This window comes from Shewanella sp. OMA3-2, assembly GCF_021513195.1.
Taxonomy (GTDB): domain Bacteria; phylum Pseudomonadota; class Gammaproteobacteria; order Enterobacterales; family Shewanellaceae; genus Shewanella.
Genome location: NZ_CP090974.1, coordinates 2,991,695 through 3,010,978 on the forward strand (window position 1 = coordinate 2,991,695; position 19,284 = coordinate 3,010,978).

Here is a 19,284-nt window from a genome sequence, read left to right on the forward strand (position 1 = left end):
TAACACAGTTCGGGAATTGATCCCGCTAATTATGCCAAACAATAACATGCAAAACAGCTACAGGCTATTGTTTGGCGGCTATTAGCTGGCTTTATCGACAATTTGATCTTGCTAATTAAACTGCTTACTCGCCTTCAAACTCACATAGACTTAATACTTCTATGCCCATATCTTTTAAGCGTGCTTCACCACCAATTTCAGGCAGGGAAATCACAAAGGCAGCATGTTCGACTTCACCACCTAATTGGCGAATCAATTTAACCGTGGCTTCAATTGTGCCTCCGGTCGCTAATAAATCATCAATCACTAGCACTTTGTCATTGGCATTAATGGCATCAACATGAATTTCTAATGTGTCTTTGCCATATTCTAGCTGATAGCTTTGACTGATGGTTTCACGCGGTAATTTACCTGGTTTACGCACAGGAACAAAGCCGATACCGAGTTCAAGCGCTAAAGGTGCACCAAATAAAAAACCACGGGCTTCAGTACCGACCACTTTGGTAAAGCCTTTGGATTGATAATGCGCAACCAATAAAGCAATAGTGGCTTTGTAAGCTTCAGCATTTTCTAGCAGACTGGTGACATCGCGAAACATGATTCCCGCTTTAGGGTAATCAGGAATGGTTTTAATGCTTTGCTTAATCAGCGCTAAACTGTCTTTATTCATCATAATGAAAACTCTTTAAATGTGATGGCAATAAAAAAGCCCCACTGGGGACTATTTTAATTATAGAAGGGATCTTAAGCCTGTTGTCTATGGCTTGCAACTGTTGTGCAATTATTCTGTTAACTCTGGGATCTGCCACAAATAAAGTAACAAACCACATAACATAAACAACAGTATTACTTTTACCCACACAATGGGCACAATGATGATGCTTAACCCAAAACTTAATGTGGTCATTATCATCGCGCGGCGCTTTAAGGCTTTATTCATTGCCCGTTTAGTTTGCCAATTAATTAACGCTTCAGAAAACCAAGGATGAGTCATTAACCATAAGTGCAATTTGTCACTTGAACGCGCAAAACAAAAGGCAGCCAATAGAATAAAAGGCACTGTTGGCAGTAAAGGTACAACAATACCTATGATGCCAAGCACGAAACTAAGTAGTCCTACGCAAAGATATAAGCCACGCTTTAATATCATACTTAGCCACCCTAAAATAAAAAACCACTCTAAATGAGTGGCTCTGGTCATGCTGGCTATTATAACCCAATTATAGGTTTAAATTAAGCCAGATACTTTTAACCAAGTTAACGTCGCTGGCAGGGTAGGAATAAGTAAAACAGCAACAAAACCAATTAAATACAGAATGTTGAATGGATCTTTAAACGGCTCGCTCATGATATTTCCTTGGGCAAAAGTACTTGGTTATGTATGACCTGTGCTCGAGTTAACATTTCGCGTTAAAAATCGTCCGCAAAACGAGAACCTGATCACAACGACGGTATTTTACTGGGAAACATTGACAATAAAAACCTTAAATATTTTATGGCTTTTATTGGCACGCTTATCGGCTGGTCACAACAATGCCTTTTTCTACCATTTGCGACAGCATTTTCACGCATCCATTGGTCAATACCTCGGTTTGCATTTGTGGGTATTGCTCTGTTAACCAGCTCACTATTTCCGCTAATGTAACGCTTTTTTGCGGCTGGCTTGGTTTTGTTAAATCGGTACGCTGTGCAACTAATGCTAATACTTGTGCCGTTAGTGGGTTCAATTGTAAGAATGCTACCTCGTCATCTACGTCACGATAAACACAAAAGTATTGCGCTTGCCTGGTGGTTCAACTGGCTGATAATCAACACTTATATGTTGTACATCAAATTGGTATTGCGCCACTTTGGCACACGCAGACATTTGTAACGGGCAAGTAGCCAACTGCTCAATGGTTAATCTTTGTTGTGTTAGGCTAGCTTGAGTGGTGGCCACCACTAATTCTAACCATTCATAATGCGCCAGCTCTAATAGAAAAATGGGGTCAGTGGGTTTTAATTGATACTGCTGTAAAAACGTTAAAAACTCGCCTGCTATTTCAATAAATATAGGCGTGTGACAATCATGTTCAACAAAAAACTGCTGCACTAACGCAAGCCAATCTTGCTCATCATACAGGGTTTTAACCACCGGAAATGCACTAGAAATAAAACCATTAATGTTATTAAAGAATAATTCACGGTAAATAGTCATTCGCCTAGGCTCAATGCCTTCGGGTAATGGTTGACTAGGATCACGTATATAATTCATAAAGCCTTGTTGAATGGCTGTAAATTCCATTAGGCTTTCCTCAAGGTTAGTGCCGCGGTTGCTTGCTGTTGAAATGCATGTATTTGGTTGATTTCTTGCAATAATACCTCTGTCGGCGGAATATTAAAATCACGCTCTAATAAGGTGGGTTTCACCCCATGAATGCGATAACACTCCTGCAGCAATGCCCATACAGGATCGATAACATCTGCCCCGTGAGTATCAACCATCAAGTCAATATCTTGTTGATAATGTCCAGCGATATGCAAGTAAGCGATACGTTCTGTAGGCATAGCCGCCAAAAATGCATTAGCGTCATATTGATGATTAACGGAATTCACATAGATATTATTCACATCGAGCAACAGTTTACAATCCGCTTCAGCAAGCACTGTATTAACAAACGCTAACTCACTCATCTGTGCACCGAGGGGCAGCATAAAAAGACACGTTTTCGGCAATAAAAGGTCGCTCTAAAATATCTTCAACTTGCTTGATACGTTTGGCGGTATGTATGATCGCCTCTTCAGTAAACGGGATAGGCATTAAGTCGTACATATGCCCCGTACCAGAGCAATAACTTAAGTGTTCTGAATATATATTAATATTATGCGAGTCTAAAAAAGTTTTGATATTTTTGACAAAATTGGTATCAAGTGGTGCTGGGCTGCCAATTGATAATGATAGTCCATGACAAAAAAAAGGATGCCGTTCAGTAAGCTGTTTGAATTGGCGAGCGTATTTACCGCCTAAAGTCATCCAATTTTCAGGTGCAACTTCAAAAAACTCAATCGCTTTAGGGGTATACTGACAGAACTCGTCCAGCATTTCCCGCCTAAGACCTAAACCAACCATAGCATTAGGCATTATTTGATGGGCAACAGACATAGACAAATCCTTACAACAAAGTACTTATTGATAATAAACTTAAGGCCTGAAAACAGGCCTTATTTTAAAAATAACTATTTAGGTAAAATTGTGCTTATTTGTTACCGCCACATTTACCTTCTTTAGCTTTTTCAGCAGTTTTTTTCATCTCGCCGCCACACTTGCCTTCTTTGGCTTTTTCAGCAGCATTTTTCATCTCGCCGCCACACTTGCCTTCGCCGCATTTACCTTCTTTGGCTTTTTCAGCAGCTTTTTTCATCTCGCCGCCACACTTGCCTTCGCCACATTTACCTTCTTTGGCTTTTTCAGCAGCTTTTTTCATCTCGGCGCCACACTTGCCTTCGCCACATTTACCTTCGCCACCATCTAATTGGTAACCTTGGGTAAGTTGCTCAAATCCAAATGGGTTTGCTTGTGCTTCTGTTGCCATGCCAGCACTCATTACTACTGCGCCTAAAGCCACTGCTAAGGTAGTTTGCTTAATTGAGTTCATTTTTGATTCCTTGTAAAATAATTGAATGATGACCAACATCATTGCTGGCTTGCTTATAAAGACCTAGCGACTGAATAATAAATTTCAAACAATTTAAAATAATTTTAACTTGATCAACATTTATCATCCTTAAAGCTGTTAGAAATTAACAAAGTCAGTTAATCATAGAGCATATCTTGATGGTTTCAATACGTTTTTACTTTTTAAGCTGAAACCTATAAAACTAACACTGGCAACATCCGAGTTTCAGGTTAAAATAGCGCCCTTTATTTTAACCTGAGAGAATGCTGTGCGACTTGTATTAGCGCCGATGGAAGGCGTAGTTGATGATTTGATGCGCGATATTTTATCCACTATTAACCCTTTTGATTTAGTGGTCACCGAATTTGTGCGCGTGGTGGATCAACTATTACCTGAAAAAGTCTACTATAAGCTGTGCCCTGAACTGCACAATAACGGTTTAACACCTAATGGCACACCAGTAAGAGTGCAATTATTGGGTCAACACCCTGAGTGGATGGCTGAAAATGCCGTTCGTGCGGTTGAACTTGGTTCTCGTGGTGTAGATGTTAACTTTGGCTGCCCTGCAAAAATTGTTAACAAAAATAAAGGTGGAGCCGTCTTACTTCAATACCCTGACAACCTGCATAATATTGTAAAAGCTATGCGCCAAGCCGTGCCAGCAGATCAACCCGTTACCGCTAAAATTCGTTTAGGTTATGAAGATAAATCACTGTTTATGGAAAATGCCCTAGCCATATATGAAGCAGGAGCGAGTGAAATAGCGATTCATGCTCGCAGTAAAGTAGATGGTTACAAACCCCCCGCTTATTGGGAATACATTACAGAAGTAAAAAAGCGCTTACCTATACCAGTTATTGCCAATGGTGAGATATGGAATGAAGCCGATGCAAAACGTTGTATGGAAGTCACCGGTTGTAGTGACATTATGATCGGTCGTGGTGCAATTTCATTGCCTAATTTAGGGGCCTGTATCAAAAATGGCAGCCAACCCTATACTTGGACTGAAACCTTAGATTTATTGCTCGGTTATACCGATAAACAATTGAATGGTAAAAAAGCCGATTACTTGCCAGCACGGATTAAACAATGGTTTTGTTATTTGAATCGACAATACCCAGAGGCGGATGCTTTATTTCGTGAACTGAGAGTATTTAAAACCGCCAATGAAATTGTTTCTGTGTTAAATAAAGCACAACACGACCTCAATTAAATATCTGCTCCTTTTTCCTATCAACTTTTTAGTTAAGTGTCTTTCTTGCCAGTGTAGATTAACAAAGCTTAATCTACATCGGTTATTTGACGGCTAAAACCTGACTCAGAATTGATCTTCATCATAACTCATCTATTTTTAAGCTCGTAAAATGGCATGCTATATTGCTCATCTCTAATAAAGGTTATGCTGTGAAAAATCAGAACATTCGAGCGCAATTATCACAAATTGAAATCACGCTTAGATCAAAAATTGGTCTTGAGCTTATTCAGCAACATTTCGAAGATTTGCAGCTTAGTATTATTCAGCAAATGGATTTATCTAACCTTATCGATTATCTCAGCGAATTAAAGCTGGCCGACTGCTGTTTATTTGAACGCTTAATGCGTTTGGATGCGGCATTATGTCAACTTGATTTAGGCTTATATGGTCTATGTTCTGATTGTGAGTCAGAAATAGAAGCATCACGCTTACAAAGCGACCTCACTGAACAACGTTGTAGTGTCTGTGCTTCACGTTATAACCAGGAACACCGACATGAATTGCGTTTAACTCATTAATACTGAGATTATTCCCTCTGATTTTATCGTTTCAACCCAATTGCGCCTGGACTCGCCACAGCGTAGAACTAAGCGCTGTTTTTAATTAAATGGCTGTAATTTACCCAGCTTTGGGAACCGAACTCAGCATTATTCTGGCTAAACTATCAAAACGCGCTTCTCTTTGTGTCATGTCATTATTCGGTTCGGTAAACCCTTGCGCTAATACTCGCCAAAAAGGTTGCTCGACAAGCGGATTAAACAAGGCAATTAGTACAGAACCTTTTTCATGCTCGCTATCCACACCTTGAGTCGCAAGCCCGGGCACTAATCCGGCTTTAGCTAAAATTTCTGCATCGCTCATCTCGGATGCTAATGCCATACCAAAACCAATCGTCATTTGTGGAGAGTCATTGTAATTAACCACTTGATAGCCTTTTTCAGCCATGACTTTATCAACTGCCCCACGTAAATGAATTTTTAAGTTTTGCTCATCTATTTTATTGGCCGTATGGACAGAAAACATGCTTGCATGCCAGGCATACGTGCTGGCTACAGAAGATAAATCACCGCTAGTAACCATAGTAATGCGGCTTACTGGAGTCGACTCAATATTGGAAGAGGAACACGCTGTTAGCATAACAAGACATGTAGAAAAAATAACTTGGTTAACGTTTTTAAACATAAATAATAGCCTTATTTTATTTTCGCCAGCCGAACTCAGAAGGCATGTTGTGGTGTTTTACAAACTATCTTTAAAAAATATTTAAAAAAATTAGTCCCTAAAACTACCCCTATAAACCTAAGATAACAATAATTTATTAACCAGTATTTACCCGCATTAAATTTTTATTAGATTGTCATTGCGTTACTGGTTAGAATGCGAGCCATTAATGATATTGATTCGGATAAATTGTACTCAAAATGGAACTGGTCTTCGCCATTGCATTATTTGCATTCTCTTCAGGTATCACCCCTGGCCCTAACAACATCATGTTAATGACCTCTGGGGTTAACTTTGGTATTAAACAAAGTGTACCTCACCTGCTGGGGATTAGCCTTGGATTTCCGTTGATGATCCTTGCTGTTGGTTTAGGCATGGCAGCGGTATTTCAAACCTACCCTATTCTACATACCATCATCAAAGTGCTCGGAATAAGCTATTTGTTATACCTGTCATGGCTTATTGCCAATAGCAGCAGCAAGATGGAAGGTAAAAAAATCAGCAAGCCTTTTAGCTTCCTGCAAGCAGCGGCTTTTCAATGGGTCAATCCAAAGGGCTGGATTATGGCTGTTGGCGCAATAGCCACATTCACCACAGTACAACAGGATCTTACGCCTCAAGTTATCACTATTGCCAGTGTATTTTTATGCGTCGCATTTCCCTGCGCCATCGTTTGGCTTGGGTTTGGTGTTGCCTTAAAACGCATTCTTAAAAATGAACGCCAACAACGAATATTTAATATTACTATGGCGTTATTACTTGTGGCATCCATCATTCCGATGGTTATTCCTAATCACTAAAAACATAGGTTAACTTATGTCAGATTTACACCCATGTATTGCTGAATCAGAAAATTGGGTTAAGCGGGTAATTGTAAAATATAACCTTTGCCCCTTTGCACGACGTGAAGTTGAACGCGGCACGATTAGATATTATGCGTGTGAAGAGGTTAAAGTTAAAAAGGTGCTTGAAGCCTTTGTAATGGAATGTGTATTACTTGAGCAGCACCCAGGCATTGAAACTAGCCTATTTATTTTACCCCGTGGATTTGAAGGCTTTTATCCTTACCTTGACCTCGTCGATTTAGCTAACGACATTTTAGTTGAACAAGGATTTGAAGGTGTGTTTCAAATCGCCAGCTTTCACCCTGACTATTGTTTTGATGGTGAACATCAAGACAGCCCTGCCAATTATACCAATCGCGCCCCTTACCCGACACTGCATATCATTAGAGAAGCCAGTATGGAAAAGGCATTAGCGGATTATGATGATCCAGAATCAATACCTGAACGCAATATCGAGTTTGCTCACCGTAAGGGGAGTGAGTTTTTTATTAAGTTACTTAAAGAGTGTCAGCAGTAAGCCTGTTGCGACGGCTACTTGCTATAACAACAAGCCTTAAGGGATCATCCCTTTAAGGCTTTTTTATTAATCAATATGCCTGATGCACTGACTTAAAAGACTGTACAGCATTAATCCATGCGAATAGAAAAGTATATAGGCAAGATAAATAAACAACCTTAACCACACTCAACAAGCAGTAAATAGTGATAATTTCATCACAAGAAAACTGCATCACGGTTGTTTGATTTATATCGTTATTCGGTTAGCTTAATTAACTATTATCGATTAATGACCAGATATAAATAAAATAATCACAGTTAAAGGGGTAAGGGCATGAATAAGGCACTCATATCATTGTGCATCTTAAGTAGCATAACCGCCACAGCGGCCTTTGCCGAACATAAAACAGTACCACAAACTCCCGTAAAGGTTGCATTAATGGCAGAGCAAACAGAAAACTTTCAATGGCTTGAAGAGGTCGAAGGTAAAAAACCTTTGGCTTGGGTAACTGAAAAAAATGCCCACAGCGCAGCAGCCATAAAATCTTATGAAGGTTTTGAAACCTTAGTCGATAACTCGCTGGCTATTTTAAACAGTAAAGACAGGATCCCCTATGCCGAGCGCAAGGGTGAGTACCTGTATAACTTTTGGAAAGACGAAAACCATACTCGTGGTATATACCGCCGCACTAGCTTAACTGAATACGTAAAAGATGTTCCTAAATGGGAAACCGTTTTAGACATAGATGCCATTGCCAAAGCCGATGACGTCAGTTGGGTGTTTAAAGGCATTAACTGTCGCACGCCAGACAATACACTTTGTTTCGTTTCACTTTCACGAGGCGGTGCTGATGCGACTGAAGTGCGTGAATTTAACCTAAAAACTAAAAGCTTTGTTAATCAAGGCTTCTTTTTACCCGAAGCAAAGTCAGACCTCACCTGGTTAAGTCAGGATCAGGTTTTTGTTGCGACAGATTTTGGCGGCAAAGAAGGCATGACAGATTCAGGCTACCCCAGCGTAGTCAAACTTTGGCAGCGCGGCGATACGCTAGACAAAGCCAGCTTTATTTATCAAGCAGATAAAAGCTCTGTCGCAGCAGGCGCTCAGGTACTCGATGATGGTGATTCACAAGTCGTGCTAATAGGTGATTACCATACTTTCTACACCGCCAGCTACTTTGTTTATATTCAAGGCAAACTCACCGAGCTAAATATACCCAAAGATGCTGAAATTAAAGGGTATTTCAAGGGTAATCTTTATCTTGAGCTTAAAAGTGAGCTAACAAGCCAAAAACTCGCTCAAGGTGCTGTAGTTTATGCGCCTGTCGCCTCCCTTATTAGCGCCAAGCCAGAATATGAGTTACTCAGCGCCCCAAGTGCACATTCAGCTATCGCGCAAGTCGCCTTTAGCAAAAGCGCAGTATATGTGAACTATCTAGAAGATGTGAAAAGTAAACTGGTACGTTTTGAGCCTAAGTCGGATAACACCTGGGTACAAACTCCGGTAGCATTTGATGAAAACGGCAGCCTGACTATTTTTGACATAGAGCAAGACAGCGATGACTTCTATGTCGATTACAACAGCTTTCTCGAGCCTTCTAGCTTGTATGAAGTACAAGGTAAAACATTAGCGATTAACAAGCTAAAGTCACTGCCACAACAGTTTAATGCTGAAAATTTTGTCACAGAACAATATTTTGCCACCTCAAAAGATGGCACTCAAGTACCCTACTTTGTGGTAATGGACAAAAACCTGAAGTTCAATGGTAAAAACCCAACGTTACTTTATGGCTACGGCGGATTTGAAATATCCCTTCGCCCTAAATATTCGGCAACTATAGGCAAAAACTGGCTAGAACAAGGCGGCGTGTACGTATTGTCGAACATACGCGGTGGCGGCGAATACGGCCCAGCTTGGCATCAAGCAGCGTTAAAGCAAAATCGTCATAAGGCCTATGAAGATTTTGAAGCAATTGCAGAAGACTTAATAAGCCGAAAAATCACCTCAAGTCAGCACCTAGGTATTCAAGGTGGCAGTAACGGTGGCCTATTAATGGGCGCAGCGCTGACCCGTCGTCCAGAGTTGTACAATGCTGTGGTGTGCCAAGTGCCATTATTAGATATGAAACGCTTCAGCCAATTACTAGCGGGTGCTAGCTGGATGGGCGAATACGGTAATCCAGATATCGCAGCAGAATGGGCTTATATTAAAACGTATTCGCCATACCATAATTTAGATAAAAGCAAAAAATACCCTAAAGCCTTTTTCACCACCTCAACCCGTGATGACCGAGTCCACCCAGGCCACGCCCGTAAAATGGTCGCTAAAATGGAATCGATGGGAATTGATGTACTGTATTATGAAAATATGGAAGGCGGCCACGCCGGTGCCGCAAATAATAAACAAGCTGCTGAACTTTCAAGCTTAGTGTATGCCTATTTACTACAGCAGCTGAAATAATGGCTAAAGTCACAGCTAAGATAGTTGCTGCGCTAATCACGCTATTTTTGTCGTGATTAGCAAGCTGTATTAACAATCTATACTCGTAATCCGTAATAACAAGCAAAATACAAAACCAGTCAAATGACTGGTTTTTTGAGTAAGAGATTTTAGCATCACAATAGGAACAAAGAGGCTACATTCATTTAAACCGACAGAAAATCTATATTTATCATAGGTAAATAATGCTTCGCTATGCAATTAGAAATGGCCTTGCCATTAATGACAAGGTCATTTCCTATATTAAGATAAACTATCAACCTCAGCTAAGATTAATACTTTTGGCTTACAATAAAAACCAAGCACCCCCTCATTAAGATTGATAACAAAAAGCAACATTACAACAAATCAGACCTAATATACTGATAAAAAATAACTTATTAGCCAACACCAAAATCTACCGCCTATCAAAACCCCTACTTTTGTACTAATACCACTATATATTCAAAGAATCTGCAACTCGTATTTAACGCTTAAAATGTAAACAAAATGTTACTCAATAAACCATTTTATTAACATTTGTATCAGAGCCAAACAACAAAACTGTCATATTTTGCTTTATTTTAATTAAGTCTCGACATTCATGGAGGCAATAACAATATGGAGAATCAAATGGTACAGAAAAATAAAATAGCCCTTGCGGTATTGGCAGCTCTGAGCACACTTCCAATTCAATCCCAGGCAGCAGAGTTACTTTCCGTCGACAATTCAAAAGCGATTAAAGGTAGTTATATCGTGGTATTTAATACCCCTAGCGTGTTGAATCTGCAAGACGTGTCAGCTTTGACTGACTTTTCAACTCAACAAGCTAATATGCTTGCCAATAACTACGATATTAGCGTAGTAAAAAACTTTGGTAGCGCATTAAATGGTGTTTTGATCAATGCTAACGCCAAGCAAATTGCTGAACTTCAGAATGACCCAAAAATTAAATATATAGAACAAGATCAAATGATGTCTATCTCACCCGTGATAACCGCCAGTGGTAATCAGGCGAGCCCGACTTGGGGATTAGACAGAATAGATCAACGTGACCTACCCTTAGATAGTAACTATCACTATGATTTCGATGGTTCAGGTGTCACCGCTTATGTGGTTGATACCGGTGTACTGACTAGCCATAATGAATTTGGTGGCCGCGCCACCAGCGGTTATGATTTTATTGATAATGACTTTGATGCTACCGACTGTAATGGTCACGGTACACATGTTGCGGGCACGATAGGTGGATCCAGTTACGGGGTTGCTAAAAACGTGAACATCGTAGGTGTTCGCGTACTCAACTGTAGTGGTTCGGGCAGTAATTCAGGCGTTATTTCTGGTATCAACTGGGTTAAAAATAATGCTTCAGGCCCTTCAGTTGCTAACATGAGTCTAGGTGGCGGTGCATCACAAGCCACTGATGATGCTGTAAATGCTGCTGTAGCAGCTGGTATTAGTTTTGTTGTCGCTGCCGGTAATGACAATAGCAATGCGTGTAATTACTCTCCTGCTCGTGCGGCTAATGCTATCACTGTAGGCTCAACAACAAGCTCTGACTCCCGTTCAAGTTTTTCCAACTACGGTACTTGTCTTGATATCTATGCTCCTGGTTCGAGTATTACTTCCGCTTGGTATACTTCAAATAATTCAACCAATACCATCAGCGGAACGTCAATGGCGGCTCCCCATGTTGCCGGTGTTGCTGCCATTTATCTGAATCAATCACCTAATATGACACCTTCTCAAGTAACAAACTTACTGACCACTCGTGCCAGTAGCGGTAAAGTATCAGATGCAAAAACGGGATCACCAAACTCACTCCTGTTCTCGTTAGATGAGAGTGGTGGTTGTGGTGCAAACTGCCCACCGCCAACAGAGATAGAGCTTTTAGATGAACAAGCAATCAGTACTTCTGGCGCTCAAGGGTCATCAACATACTATTTCATCGATGTGCCTGCAAATGCTTCAAGCCTTGCTATTGCGTTAGCTGGCGGCTCTGGTGATGCAGATATTTATGTTAGCCAAGGCGTTAAGCCAACAATTAATAGCTATCAATGTCGCCCTTATAAAAGTGGCAATAATGAAAGTTGTAACTTTACCAGTCCAGCTGCAGGTAAATGGTATGTTATGGTACAAGGGTATTCAGCTTACTCAAATGCTAACCTCTCAGCTGACTATAGCGTTGGAGGCGGTGGCACCAGCTGTACAGGTAGCGATTGTCTCGCAAATGGTGTACCAAGAACAGGCCTAACTGGCGCCAGCGGTTCACAGACTTTCTATAAAGTTGTGGTGCCAGCCAACAAAACATTGAATGTAGCCATGAGTGGCGGCAGCGGAGATGCTGACTTATATGTTAAAGCGGGAAGCAAACCTAGCACCAGCAGTTATGATTGTCGTCCCTACAAAAGTGGCAACAATGAGACTTGTTCATTCACCCCTACAGTAGAAACCACTTACCATGTAATGATGCGAGGTTACACTAGCTATTCGGGAACCAGTTTAGTAGCAAACTTTTAATCAACCTATTAAAAGCTTTTAAGTGAGAACATACTGCCTATTTCCAACAAAGAAATAGGCAGTATTTTTGAGTTCTCCCTGTCTTTTTCTATTAACCGATTTTTATAATTAATAATCCGCTACAAAATCGAGAAATGCTTTAGCGGGTATAGGTTTACTAAAATAATACCCTTGTGCTAAGTCACACCCTAACTCATCTAATAAAGTTAATTGTTCGACAGTTTCAACACCTTCAGCAACAACCATTAACCCTAGACTATGGGCCATAGATATAATGGCATTCACTAACTCACAGTCGGCCTTATTTAACGTTATACCATTTATAAAGCTGCGATCAATTTTTAGTACATCAAAATCATATTGTCTTAAATAGCTTAATGACGAATAGCCTGTACCAAAATCATCCATTGATAATTTTATTCCCAATGCATCAATTTGAATCAAGGTTTCATGTACTAAAGGCTGACGGCTCATTAATACACCTTCAGTAATTTCAAGCTCTAAACTCTCAGCATTAATATTATTATCAATAAGCGCTTTGGTAATTATCTCCAATAATTCAATATCGCTAAACTGTCGCGGAGATAAATTAACCGCCATGGTGTACTTTTGTTTTTTAATGCTTTGCCATTGATTTAAAAAATACAAAGCTTGCTGAATAACAAAACGCCCTATTGGAACAATTAAACCAGTATGTTCAGCAATAGGGATAAATTCATCGGGAGTAATATTACCAAGTGTTGAGTTATGCCAACGTAACAAGGCTTCTCCGCCCGTAATCTGCCTTTTTTTAACGTCAAATTGAGGTTGATAATACAGTTCGAACTCTTTGCGCTCTAATGCTCCATGCATTTGCTCTTCAATTTTAAAGCGGCGGAGCATCATGGCGTTCATTTCTTTAGAAAAAAATGAACAACTATTGCGACCTAAATCTTTAGCTCGATACATTGCCGTATCGGCATTTCGTAATAAATCGGATGCAGATTGACCATTTTCAGGATAAATCGCAGCGCCAATACTCACAGTAAGCATTAACTCCCTACCATCTATGATAAAAGGTTTTCTAAATGCTTTAAGTAAGTGTTCAGTAATAACTAATACATCATGGCGCTCATTGATACCCCGTAATAGGACAATAAATTCATCGCCGCCTAAACGGCCGACGGTATCCGCTTCACGCAAAACTTGTTTTAATCGACGACCTGATTCTATTAGCACCTTGTCACCGACCTCATGACCCAATGAATCATTTATTTTTTTAAAATCATCTAAATCAAGAAAAAGTACAGCTGTTTTCTCATTGCTTCTCTCACACTCTACCAACATTTGAGATAAACGATCTAGCGATAGAAAACGATTCGGTAATTGAGTTAAGCTATCAAAATATGCCTGTTGACGGATTATTTCAGCGGATTTGTATTGATCACTAATATCTCGAATAATTGCCACAATTTGGTTATATGCAGATAAATAGTTTAATCTCGCCTCAAAATATACAATACCACGATGCATATTTAGCTCAAATTCAAAGGTAGTCATGCCGTGGTGATGTAAAGCTTTATCTATATGGGTTTGAAATTTACTCACAATATCTTCAGGTAAGAGATCAATCATACGTTTACCGATAAACTGGCTTGGCTTAACAAAAATATTTTTTTTATCAGTACCATGGTAATCAAGAATGGTGCCGTCCATTTCCATCAGGAAAAATAAATCAGGCAAGGCCTCAATAATAGTCTTGAGCATATTATCTTTAAATTGAGCCTGAGATTGAGCATATTTAACATCGGCTAAATTGACATCAAGACAGTACATTTGTTTTTTATTATATTGATTAGTAAATAGTACATGGCTTGAAAAAACGTTAACATCAGTGCCATTTTGATGACGTAAGGTGATTTCTGATGCTGGTATTTCTATCCCTTGTGTTATCCAGTTACTATGTGCTGCAATCACCAGTTCACGCATATGTTCTGGAATGATTAAATCTTCTAGTTTTTGGCCTAATGCTTGCTCTTTAGTATAGCCATATAGTAACTCGCTACCGACATTCCAGTAGATAACCTGGCGCTGTTCGTCGTATCCTTGCACCGAAACAACATTTACCGCATCAAATAATTGATGAAGGGAATCATTGAGAACAAATTGATGAGGTGAAACATTATTACCTTTGATTGATTTCATATCAAAACAAGCCCAAAAAAGTCCTTTATTGTATAATAGACTCCAAGAACCCATTTATCATCTTTAGAGCGCAATAAAGTCTAGGACCTGTTGTTCTTTACAGGTTTAGTTTGCTTGAGTTAAAAACGCTTTAGCCGAGGTGAATGGAGTGATGCCCTACAATTTAAGCAAAATTAATTCAACAAAGAGTAAAACATTTCCCCCCTTCGGACAGCGCTTGTAGGTCATTTTTACTGCGTTATCGACTATAACTAAATTACCAAGCCCTGACTTGTGTAAATGACCTGCAATTCGATGCAAAAACCTTTAAAATTGAAAAGGGCTTAATGCTTTAGAGATAGTGACTAAGGTTTTATTGCACTTAAAGAATACACCAAAGGCATAGCTTGATTACACTTCAGCATTTGGTAACGCGGCGCCTCGCAGTTTTCATCCAAGCTTAGCCCTGCAAAACAATCATAAGGGCTGTAATCAAACTCATTAAAATGTTTTAGTTGTAAACCCGCGGCTAACAATGCATTAATCACATCACTTATCGGATGGGCCCAAGTGACCACCGTATGCTCTGTACCATCACAGTTTTCAGTATAAGTGCCTTCTTGTTCTATATCAGGTTGAGCGCGATTAAAATAACCATAGCCTTCGACGACATCATTAAATGGATGAAACTCAGCCATATAAAATAATCCCCCGGTTTTAAACTATTTACTATAGTGTGCGCCCAAAGAGTTAAATTAGGTAACCAGCAAAGTACGCCAAATGAAGTAAATACAATATCAAATTCAGGTTTAGCTAATTCACCAAATTGATAAACATCCTGACAAATAAACCGAGCATCAAGGTTAATTGCCAACGCCAGTTCATTGGCTTTTGCAATCGCACTATCCGACAGGTCGACACCGGTAACAATGGCGCCTTTTCGTGCCAATGACAAAGTATCTAAACCAAAATGACATTGTAAATGTAATAAGGATTTTCCTTTAACGTCTGGTAGTTCTTGGGTTTCTATTTCAGTTAATGACGATGCGCCATTTAAAAAGCCGTCTACATCGTAGAATTTTGATGTTACATGCACCTGAGTACGAGCATTCCAGGTGACTTTGTTACTCGCGAGATAATCCATAGTTAAATCCATTTGATTCCCAGAAATACCGAACATCGACTCGACTACCACCTTACCTGTATTGATAATGACAGCAAAAAATTACAACCATCTGAATTTACTCACCATTATAGCTATAGCACTGGCATCATTTAAAAGTGTATCGCCCATTCAGCAATTTGATGAGTAATAACTTGGCTATAGACAGTAATACCGTCGTGAACAGTTGAAATGAATTAAACGAGGCAGTGCCAGTGATATGAGTTGTTGAAATATTTTGAGAACACCAATCCATTGCCAATTAATCAAACCTTTATTTAATTAACAATATTCATCAAAAATAGGCGATGCCCGTTAACACTTTGAAAGAATTAGATTTAAATGAACTTAAAATCCAACCATAGTTTAAATAATGAAGTGCATCATAGCATTATGCTAACTGCCGACAAAAGTCAACAATCCGTTCGGGCCACTCGTCGACATCAGCCATACTTTGGGCAATAAGCAAGCTGGCATTAGGTAATACCTTAGCTAACACCTCAGCACTGTATAATGGATGAGTATTATCGCCGTCCCATGCCAGAATTAAGCAGGGAATATTCAAACTCGCTAATTGCTCATGTGTCGGTAAATCATTTTCCGCTGCGGCTAAAAATAGCTGTTCAAGGCTACCTCGCTTCATACTTTTTAAGCCATCAAGCATGCGTAACACGCTGTGTTTATGCGCCTGAATAAGCCATGAAGGCAACATTCTATCGATATGCCTGGCATTAATTTTAGCCAGCCCTTTACCACCAAGCATTTTGGCGGCTTTAGCGACTTTGTGATAATACTCTTTTTGTTTAACCCTTAAGTCCCAAGCGGTAGGAGGGTTCATCAAAATAAGTCCTTTAACCCATTCAGGATGAAGAATCGCACCAAATAAACTGCTTGCACAGCCCATTGACTGACCGCCTAATACTACAGGAGTCTTGCCAAGTACTTTAGTGCCTAGTTGGTAAGTATCTTCAGCAAGGTTTTCCCAAAGGTAATCTGATTTATTGTCCGTTGTGGCAGAAAGTCCATGACCCATAGCATCAAAGCGCAATAAGGTGAGTTTTTTAGAAAATCGGTGCCAAGCATAAATTCCCAAAGCATCTTCACTTTGCATGCAACCAAGCAATCCATGCGACCATATTAACGCGGAACCTTTACCCGTTGAGCGATAATTAAATTGGTTAATATCAAAAGGGGATGTCATTGCAAGCCTCCGTATATAGGGTTCACAATACGTGTGAACTTTTAGCCAGTTACAATTTCAATCAACCTATTAATAAAGGCTTCGACGGCTTTTTCATTATCAAACTTAAAGGCTAAACCGTAGTGAATTTCTGATACACCTTTATTACGTCGAGTTGGAAAACGAGTCATTTGCGCATTGTGATGATAATCATATTTAGCATGTACCCCATCAATAGTAGCTAATTCGCTGGAAAAAACCTCAAAAGCAGGACGAATTATAAGTAAAGGCGTTTTGGCATCAAGGTGTAGATACACCGGCTCCTTTAACTCTGGCAACATATATTCGGTGACATTTTTGATATTAAAATTACTGCGACAATTTACATTTGTTAGCGCTTGAATAACTTGTTCGTGAGTTAGGCTCATAGAATCCTCTATCTTATTAATATTGACTTAAGTCTACCGCCCTAAAAACAAAAAGCCCCGAACTTTCGTTCAGGGCTTATATATTTCGCGTAAAAGCAATTATTTAGCTTTCAATGCCTCGGCTACCAAGGAACTCATCATAAGTGCCTTTGAAGTCATTAATGCCATCTTTAGTTAACTCAATAATACGTGTTGCTAAAGACGATACAAATGCGCGGTCATGGGACACAAAAATTAATGTGCCTTCATATAATTCTAACGCATTGTTCAGTGACTCAATTGATTCCATGTCCATGTGGTTGGTAGGTTCATCAAGTAACAGAATATTTGGCTTCTGCATGATAAGTTTACCGAAATACATACGGCCTTTTTCACCACCAGATAACACAGTAACTGACTTTTTGATATCGTCAGAACCAAACAGCATACGCCCTAAAATACCACGTACAGATTGGTCATCATCGTTCTCTTTACGCCACTGGCTCATCCATTCGAACAGGGTCATGTCATTGGCAAAATCAGCTTCGTGATCCTGAGCATAATAACCAATGTTATGGTTTTCAGACCACTGAATCGTACCTTCATCCTGTGGAATATCATGGACTAGTGTGCGTAACAGTGTTGTTTTACCAATACCGTTTTCACCCAAAATAGCGATACGCTCGCCCACTTCAACCATCAAATTAAGCTTGCTGAATAATGGTGTGTCATACCCTTTGGCTAGGTTTTCAACCACTAACGCATTACGGAACAATTTCTTTTCTTGTTCGAAACGAATAAACGGATTCACGCGGCTTGAGGCTTTAATTTCATCAAGCTTAATTTTATCAATTTGCTTAGCACGTGATGTAGCCTGCTTAGCTTTAGAAGCGTTAGCAGAGAAACGTGCCACGAAGCCTTGAAGCTCAGCAATTTGAGCTTTTTTCTTAGCATTGTCAGACTGCAAACGTTCACGAGACTGCTGCGCGGCAGTCATATATTCATCATAGTTACCGGGATAAACACGTAATGCGCCGTAATCTAAGTCAGCCATGTGAGTACACACTGAGTTTAAGAAGTAACGGTCATGGGAAATAATAACCATGGTACTGTTACGTTGATTGAGCATATCTTGTAACCAACGAATGGTATCGATGTCCAAGTTGTTGGTTGGTTCGTCAAGTAACAATAAATCTGGATCAGAAAACAAGGCCTGAGCCAACAACACTCGAAGCTTAAAGCCTGGGGCGATTTCACTCATTAAACCAAAATGTTGATCAGTACCGATACCAACACCTAATAGTAAGTCACCCGCGCGCGATTCAGCGGTGTAACCGTCCATTTCAGCAAATTCCATTTCAAGCTCAGACACCTTGATGCCATCTTCTTCACTCATTTCTGGTAAAGAATAAATACGATCACGCTCTAGCTTAACTTCCCATAATTCTTTGTGGCCCATGATCACAGTATCAATGACACTAAATTCATCAAATGCGAATTGGTCTTGACTCAATTTACCCATACGCTCATGTGGATCTAACGACACATTACCGCTTGATGGTTCTAAATCGCCGCCAAGGATTTTCATAAAGGTTGATTTACCACAACCGTTTGCACCAATTAAACCGTAGCGGTTACCGCCACCAAATTTAACTGATAGATTTTCAAACAGTGGCTTAGCGCCAAACTGCATCGTAATGTTAGCTGTAGTAATCAAAATGAAATTCCAAATCGAGTATGAGTGTTAGCGCAATAAACCTAAGCTTGGTAACTATAAGCTAAATGGCTAACAGGATAATTAAGTAACCGTTTTGCCTGTCGCTATAAGAATTAAGCAATATAGGACAAAGACAGGCAGGATCAAGCGCGACATTTTAGAGATTTTTGGACTATTTATC

14 protein-coding genes and 3 pseudogenes are annotated in these 19,284 nt (G+C 39.7%); 6 read left to right on the top strand and 11 right to left on the bottom strand.

The genetic code is table 11. The features are described 5' to 3' along the window. Positions 1-124: 124 nt before the first annotated feature. The 5 genes and pseudogenes from apt to L0B17_RS13215 form a co-directional block, all read right to left on the bottom strand. On the bottom strand, positions 125-676 hold the full coding sequence (apt, locus tag L0B17_RS13195) for an adenine phosphoribosyltransferase (protein WP_235089817.1): 552 nt from the start codon (positions 674-676) through the stop codon (positions 125-127). Between the two features lie 105 nt (positions 677-781). Further along, positions 782-1,150 (bottom strand): YbaN family protein, encoded by a 369-nt coding sequence (locus tag L0B17_RS13200; RefSeq protein ID WP_235085423.1) that lies wholly within the window; start codon positions 1,148-1,150, stop codon positions 782-784. A 364-nt stretch (positions 1,151-1,514) separates the two neighbouring features. Further along, a pseudogene (locus tag L0B17_RS13205) lies at positions 1,515-2,284 on the bottom strand (HvfC family RiPP maturation protein). Further along, positions 2,284-3,124 (bottom strand): annotated as a pseudogene (locus L0B17_RS13210) (HvfB family MNIO-type RiPP peptide maturase). Before L0B17_RS13210 ends, L0B17_RS13205 begins: the two co-directional pseudogenes overlap by 1 nt. Positions 3,125-3,236: 112 nt before the next feature. After that, the gene (locus L0B17_RS13215) at positions 3,237-3,635 is read right to left on the bottom strand and encodes an HvfA family oxazolone/thioamide-modified RiPP metallophore (protein ID WP_235085425.1); all 399 of its coding nucleotides are present in this window, start codon (positions 3,633-3,635) and stop codon (positions 3,237-3,239) included. A gap of 289 nt (positions 3,636-3,924) precedes the next feature. Here L0B17_RS13215 and L0B17_RS13220 point away from each other — a divergent pair, with 289 nt between their 5' ends. Both L0B17_RS13220 and L0B17_RS13225 read left to right on the top strand, forming a co-directional pair. Continuing rightward, complete coding sequence (locus tag L0B17_RS13220) at positions 3,925-4,869, top strand: tRNA-dihydrouridine synthase (protein ID WP_235085426.1); 945 nt, start codon at positions 3,925-3,927, stop codon at positions 4,867-4,869. Positions 4,870-5,060: 191 nt separating this feature from the next. Beyond that, entirely contained in the window at positions 5,061-5,429 is a 369-nt protein-coding gene (locus L0B17_RS13225) for a TraR/DksA C4-type zinc finger protein (RefSeq protein WP_235085428.1), read from the top strand. 100 nt (positions 5,430-5,529) lie between these two features. On the opposite strand, the gene L0B17_RS13230 is transcribed toward L0B17_RS13225, so the two are convergent. Further along, positions 5,530-6,093, bottom strand: a complete 564-nt coding sequence (locus L0B17_RS13230) for a DUF4136 domain-containing protein (protein ID WP_235085429.1) — start codon at positions 6,091-6,093, stop codon at positions 5,530-5,532. Positions 6,094-6,332: 239 nt separating this feature from the next. Here L0B17_RS13230 and L0B17_RS13235 point away from each other — a divergent pair, with 239 nt between their 5' ends. From L0B17_RS13235 to L0B17_RS13250, 4 genes are all read left to right on the top strand, one after another. Then, a complete protein-coding gene (locus L0B17_RS13235; RefSeq protein ID WP_235085431.1) occupies positions 6,333-6,932 on the top strand; it encodes a LysE family translocator in 600 nt (199 codons plus the stop codon). A gap of 16 nt (positions 6,933-6,948) precedes the next feature. After that, positions 6,949-7,494: a DUF1415 domain-containing protein gene (locus L0B17_RS13240; RefSeq protein WP_235085433.1), complete on the top strand. Its 546-nt coding sequence runs from the start codon at positions 6,949-6,951 to the stop codon at positions 7,492-7,494. Positions 7,495-7,809: 315 nt separating this feature from the next. Beyond that, positions 7,810-9,936, top strand: coding sequence for a prolyl oligopeptidase family serine peptidase (locus tag L0B17_RS13245; RefSeq protein ID WP_443019895.1), 2,127 nt, complete (start codon positions 7,810-7,812; stop codon positions 9,934-9,936). A 651-nt stretch (positions 9,937-10,587) separates the two neighbouring features. Beyond that, a complete protein-coding gene (locus L0B17_RS13250; protein ID WP_235085434.1) occupies positions 10,588-12,474 on the top strand; it encodes a S8 family serine peptidase in 1,887 nt (628 codons plus the stop codon). A 108-nt stretch (positions 12,475-12,582) separates the two neighbouring features. Here L0B17_RS13250 and L0B17_RS13255 read toward each other — a convergent pair whose 3' ends face one another. The 5 genes and pseudogenes from L0B17_RS13255 to L0B17_RS13275 all read right to left on the bottom strand — a co-directional run bounded on the left by L0B17_RS13255 (position 12,583) and on the right by L0B17_RS13275 (position 19,103). Further along, complete coding sequence (locus L0B17_RS13255; RefSeq protein ID WP_235085436.1) at positions 12,583-14,658, bottom strand: bifunctional diguanylate cyclase/phosphodiesterase; 2,076 nt, start codon at positions 14,656-14,658, stop codon at positions 12,583-12,585. A gap of 344 nt (positions 14,659-15,002) precedes the next feature. After that, positions 15,003-15,781, bottom strand: a pseudogene (locus L0B17_RS13260) (class I SAM-dependent methyltransferase). 409 nt (positions 15,782-16,190) lie between these two features. Then, a complete protein-coding gene (locus L0B17_RS13265) occupies positions 16,191-17,000 on the bottom strand; it encodes an alpha/beta fold hydrolase (protein WP_235085438.1) in 810 nt (269 codons plus the stop codon). Between the two features lie 41 nt (positions 17,001-17,041). Then, positions 17,042-17,407, bottom strand: coding sequence for a hypothetical protein (locus L0B17_RS13270; RefSeq protein ID WP_235085439.1), 366 nt, complete (start codon positions 17,405-17,407; stop codon positions 17,042-17,044). 103 nt (positions 17,408-17,510) lie between these two features. After that, on the bottom strand, positions 17,511-19,103 hold the full coding sequence (locus L0B17_RS13275; RefSeq protein ID WP_235085441.1) for an ABC-F family ATPase: 1,593 nt from the start codon (positions 19,101-19,103) through the stop codon (positions 17,511-17,513). Positions 19,104-19,284: the final 181 nt, after the last annotated feature.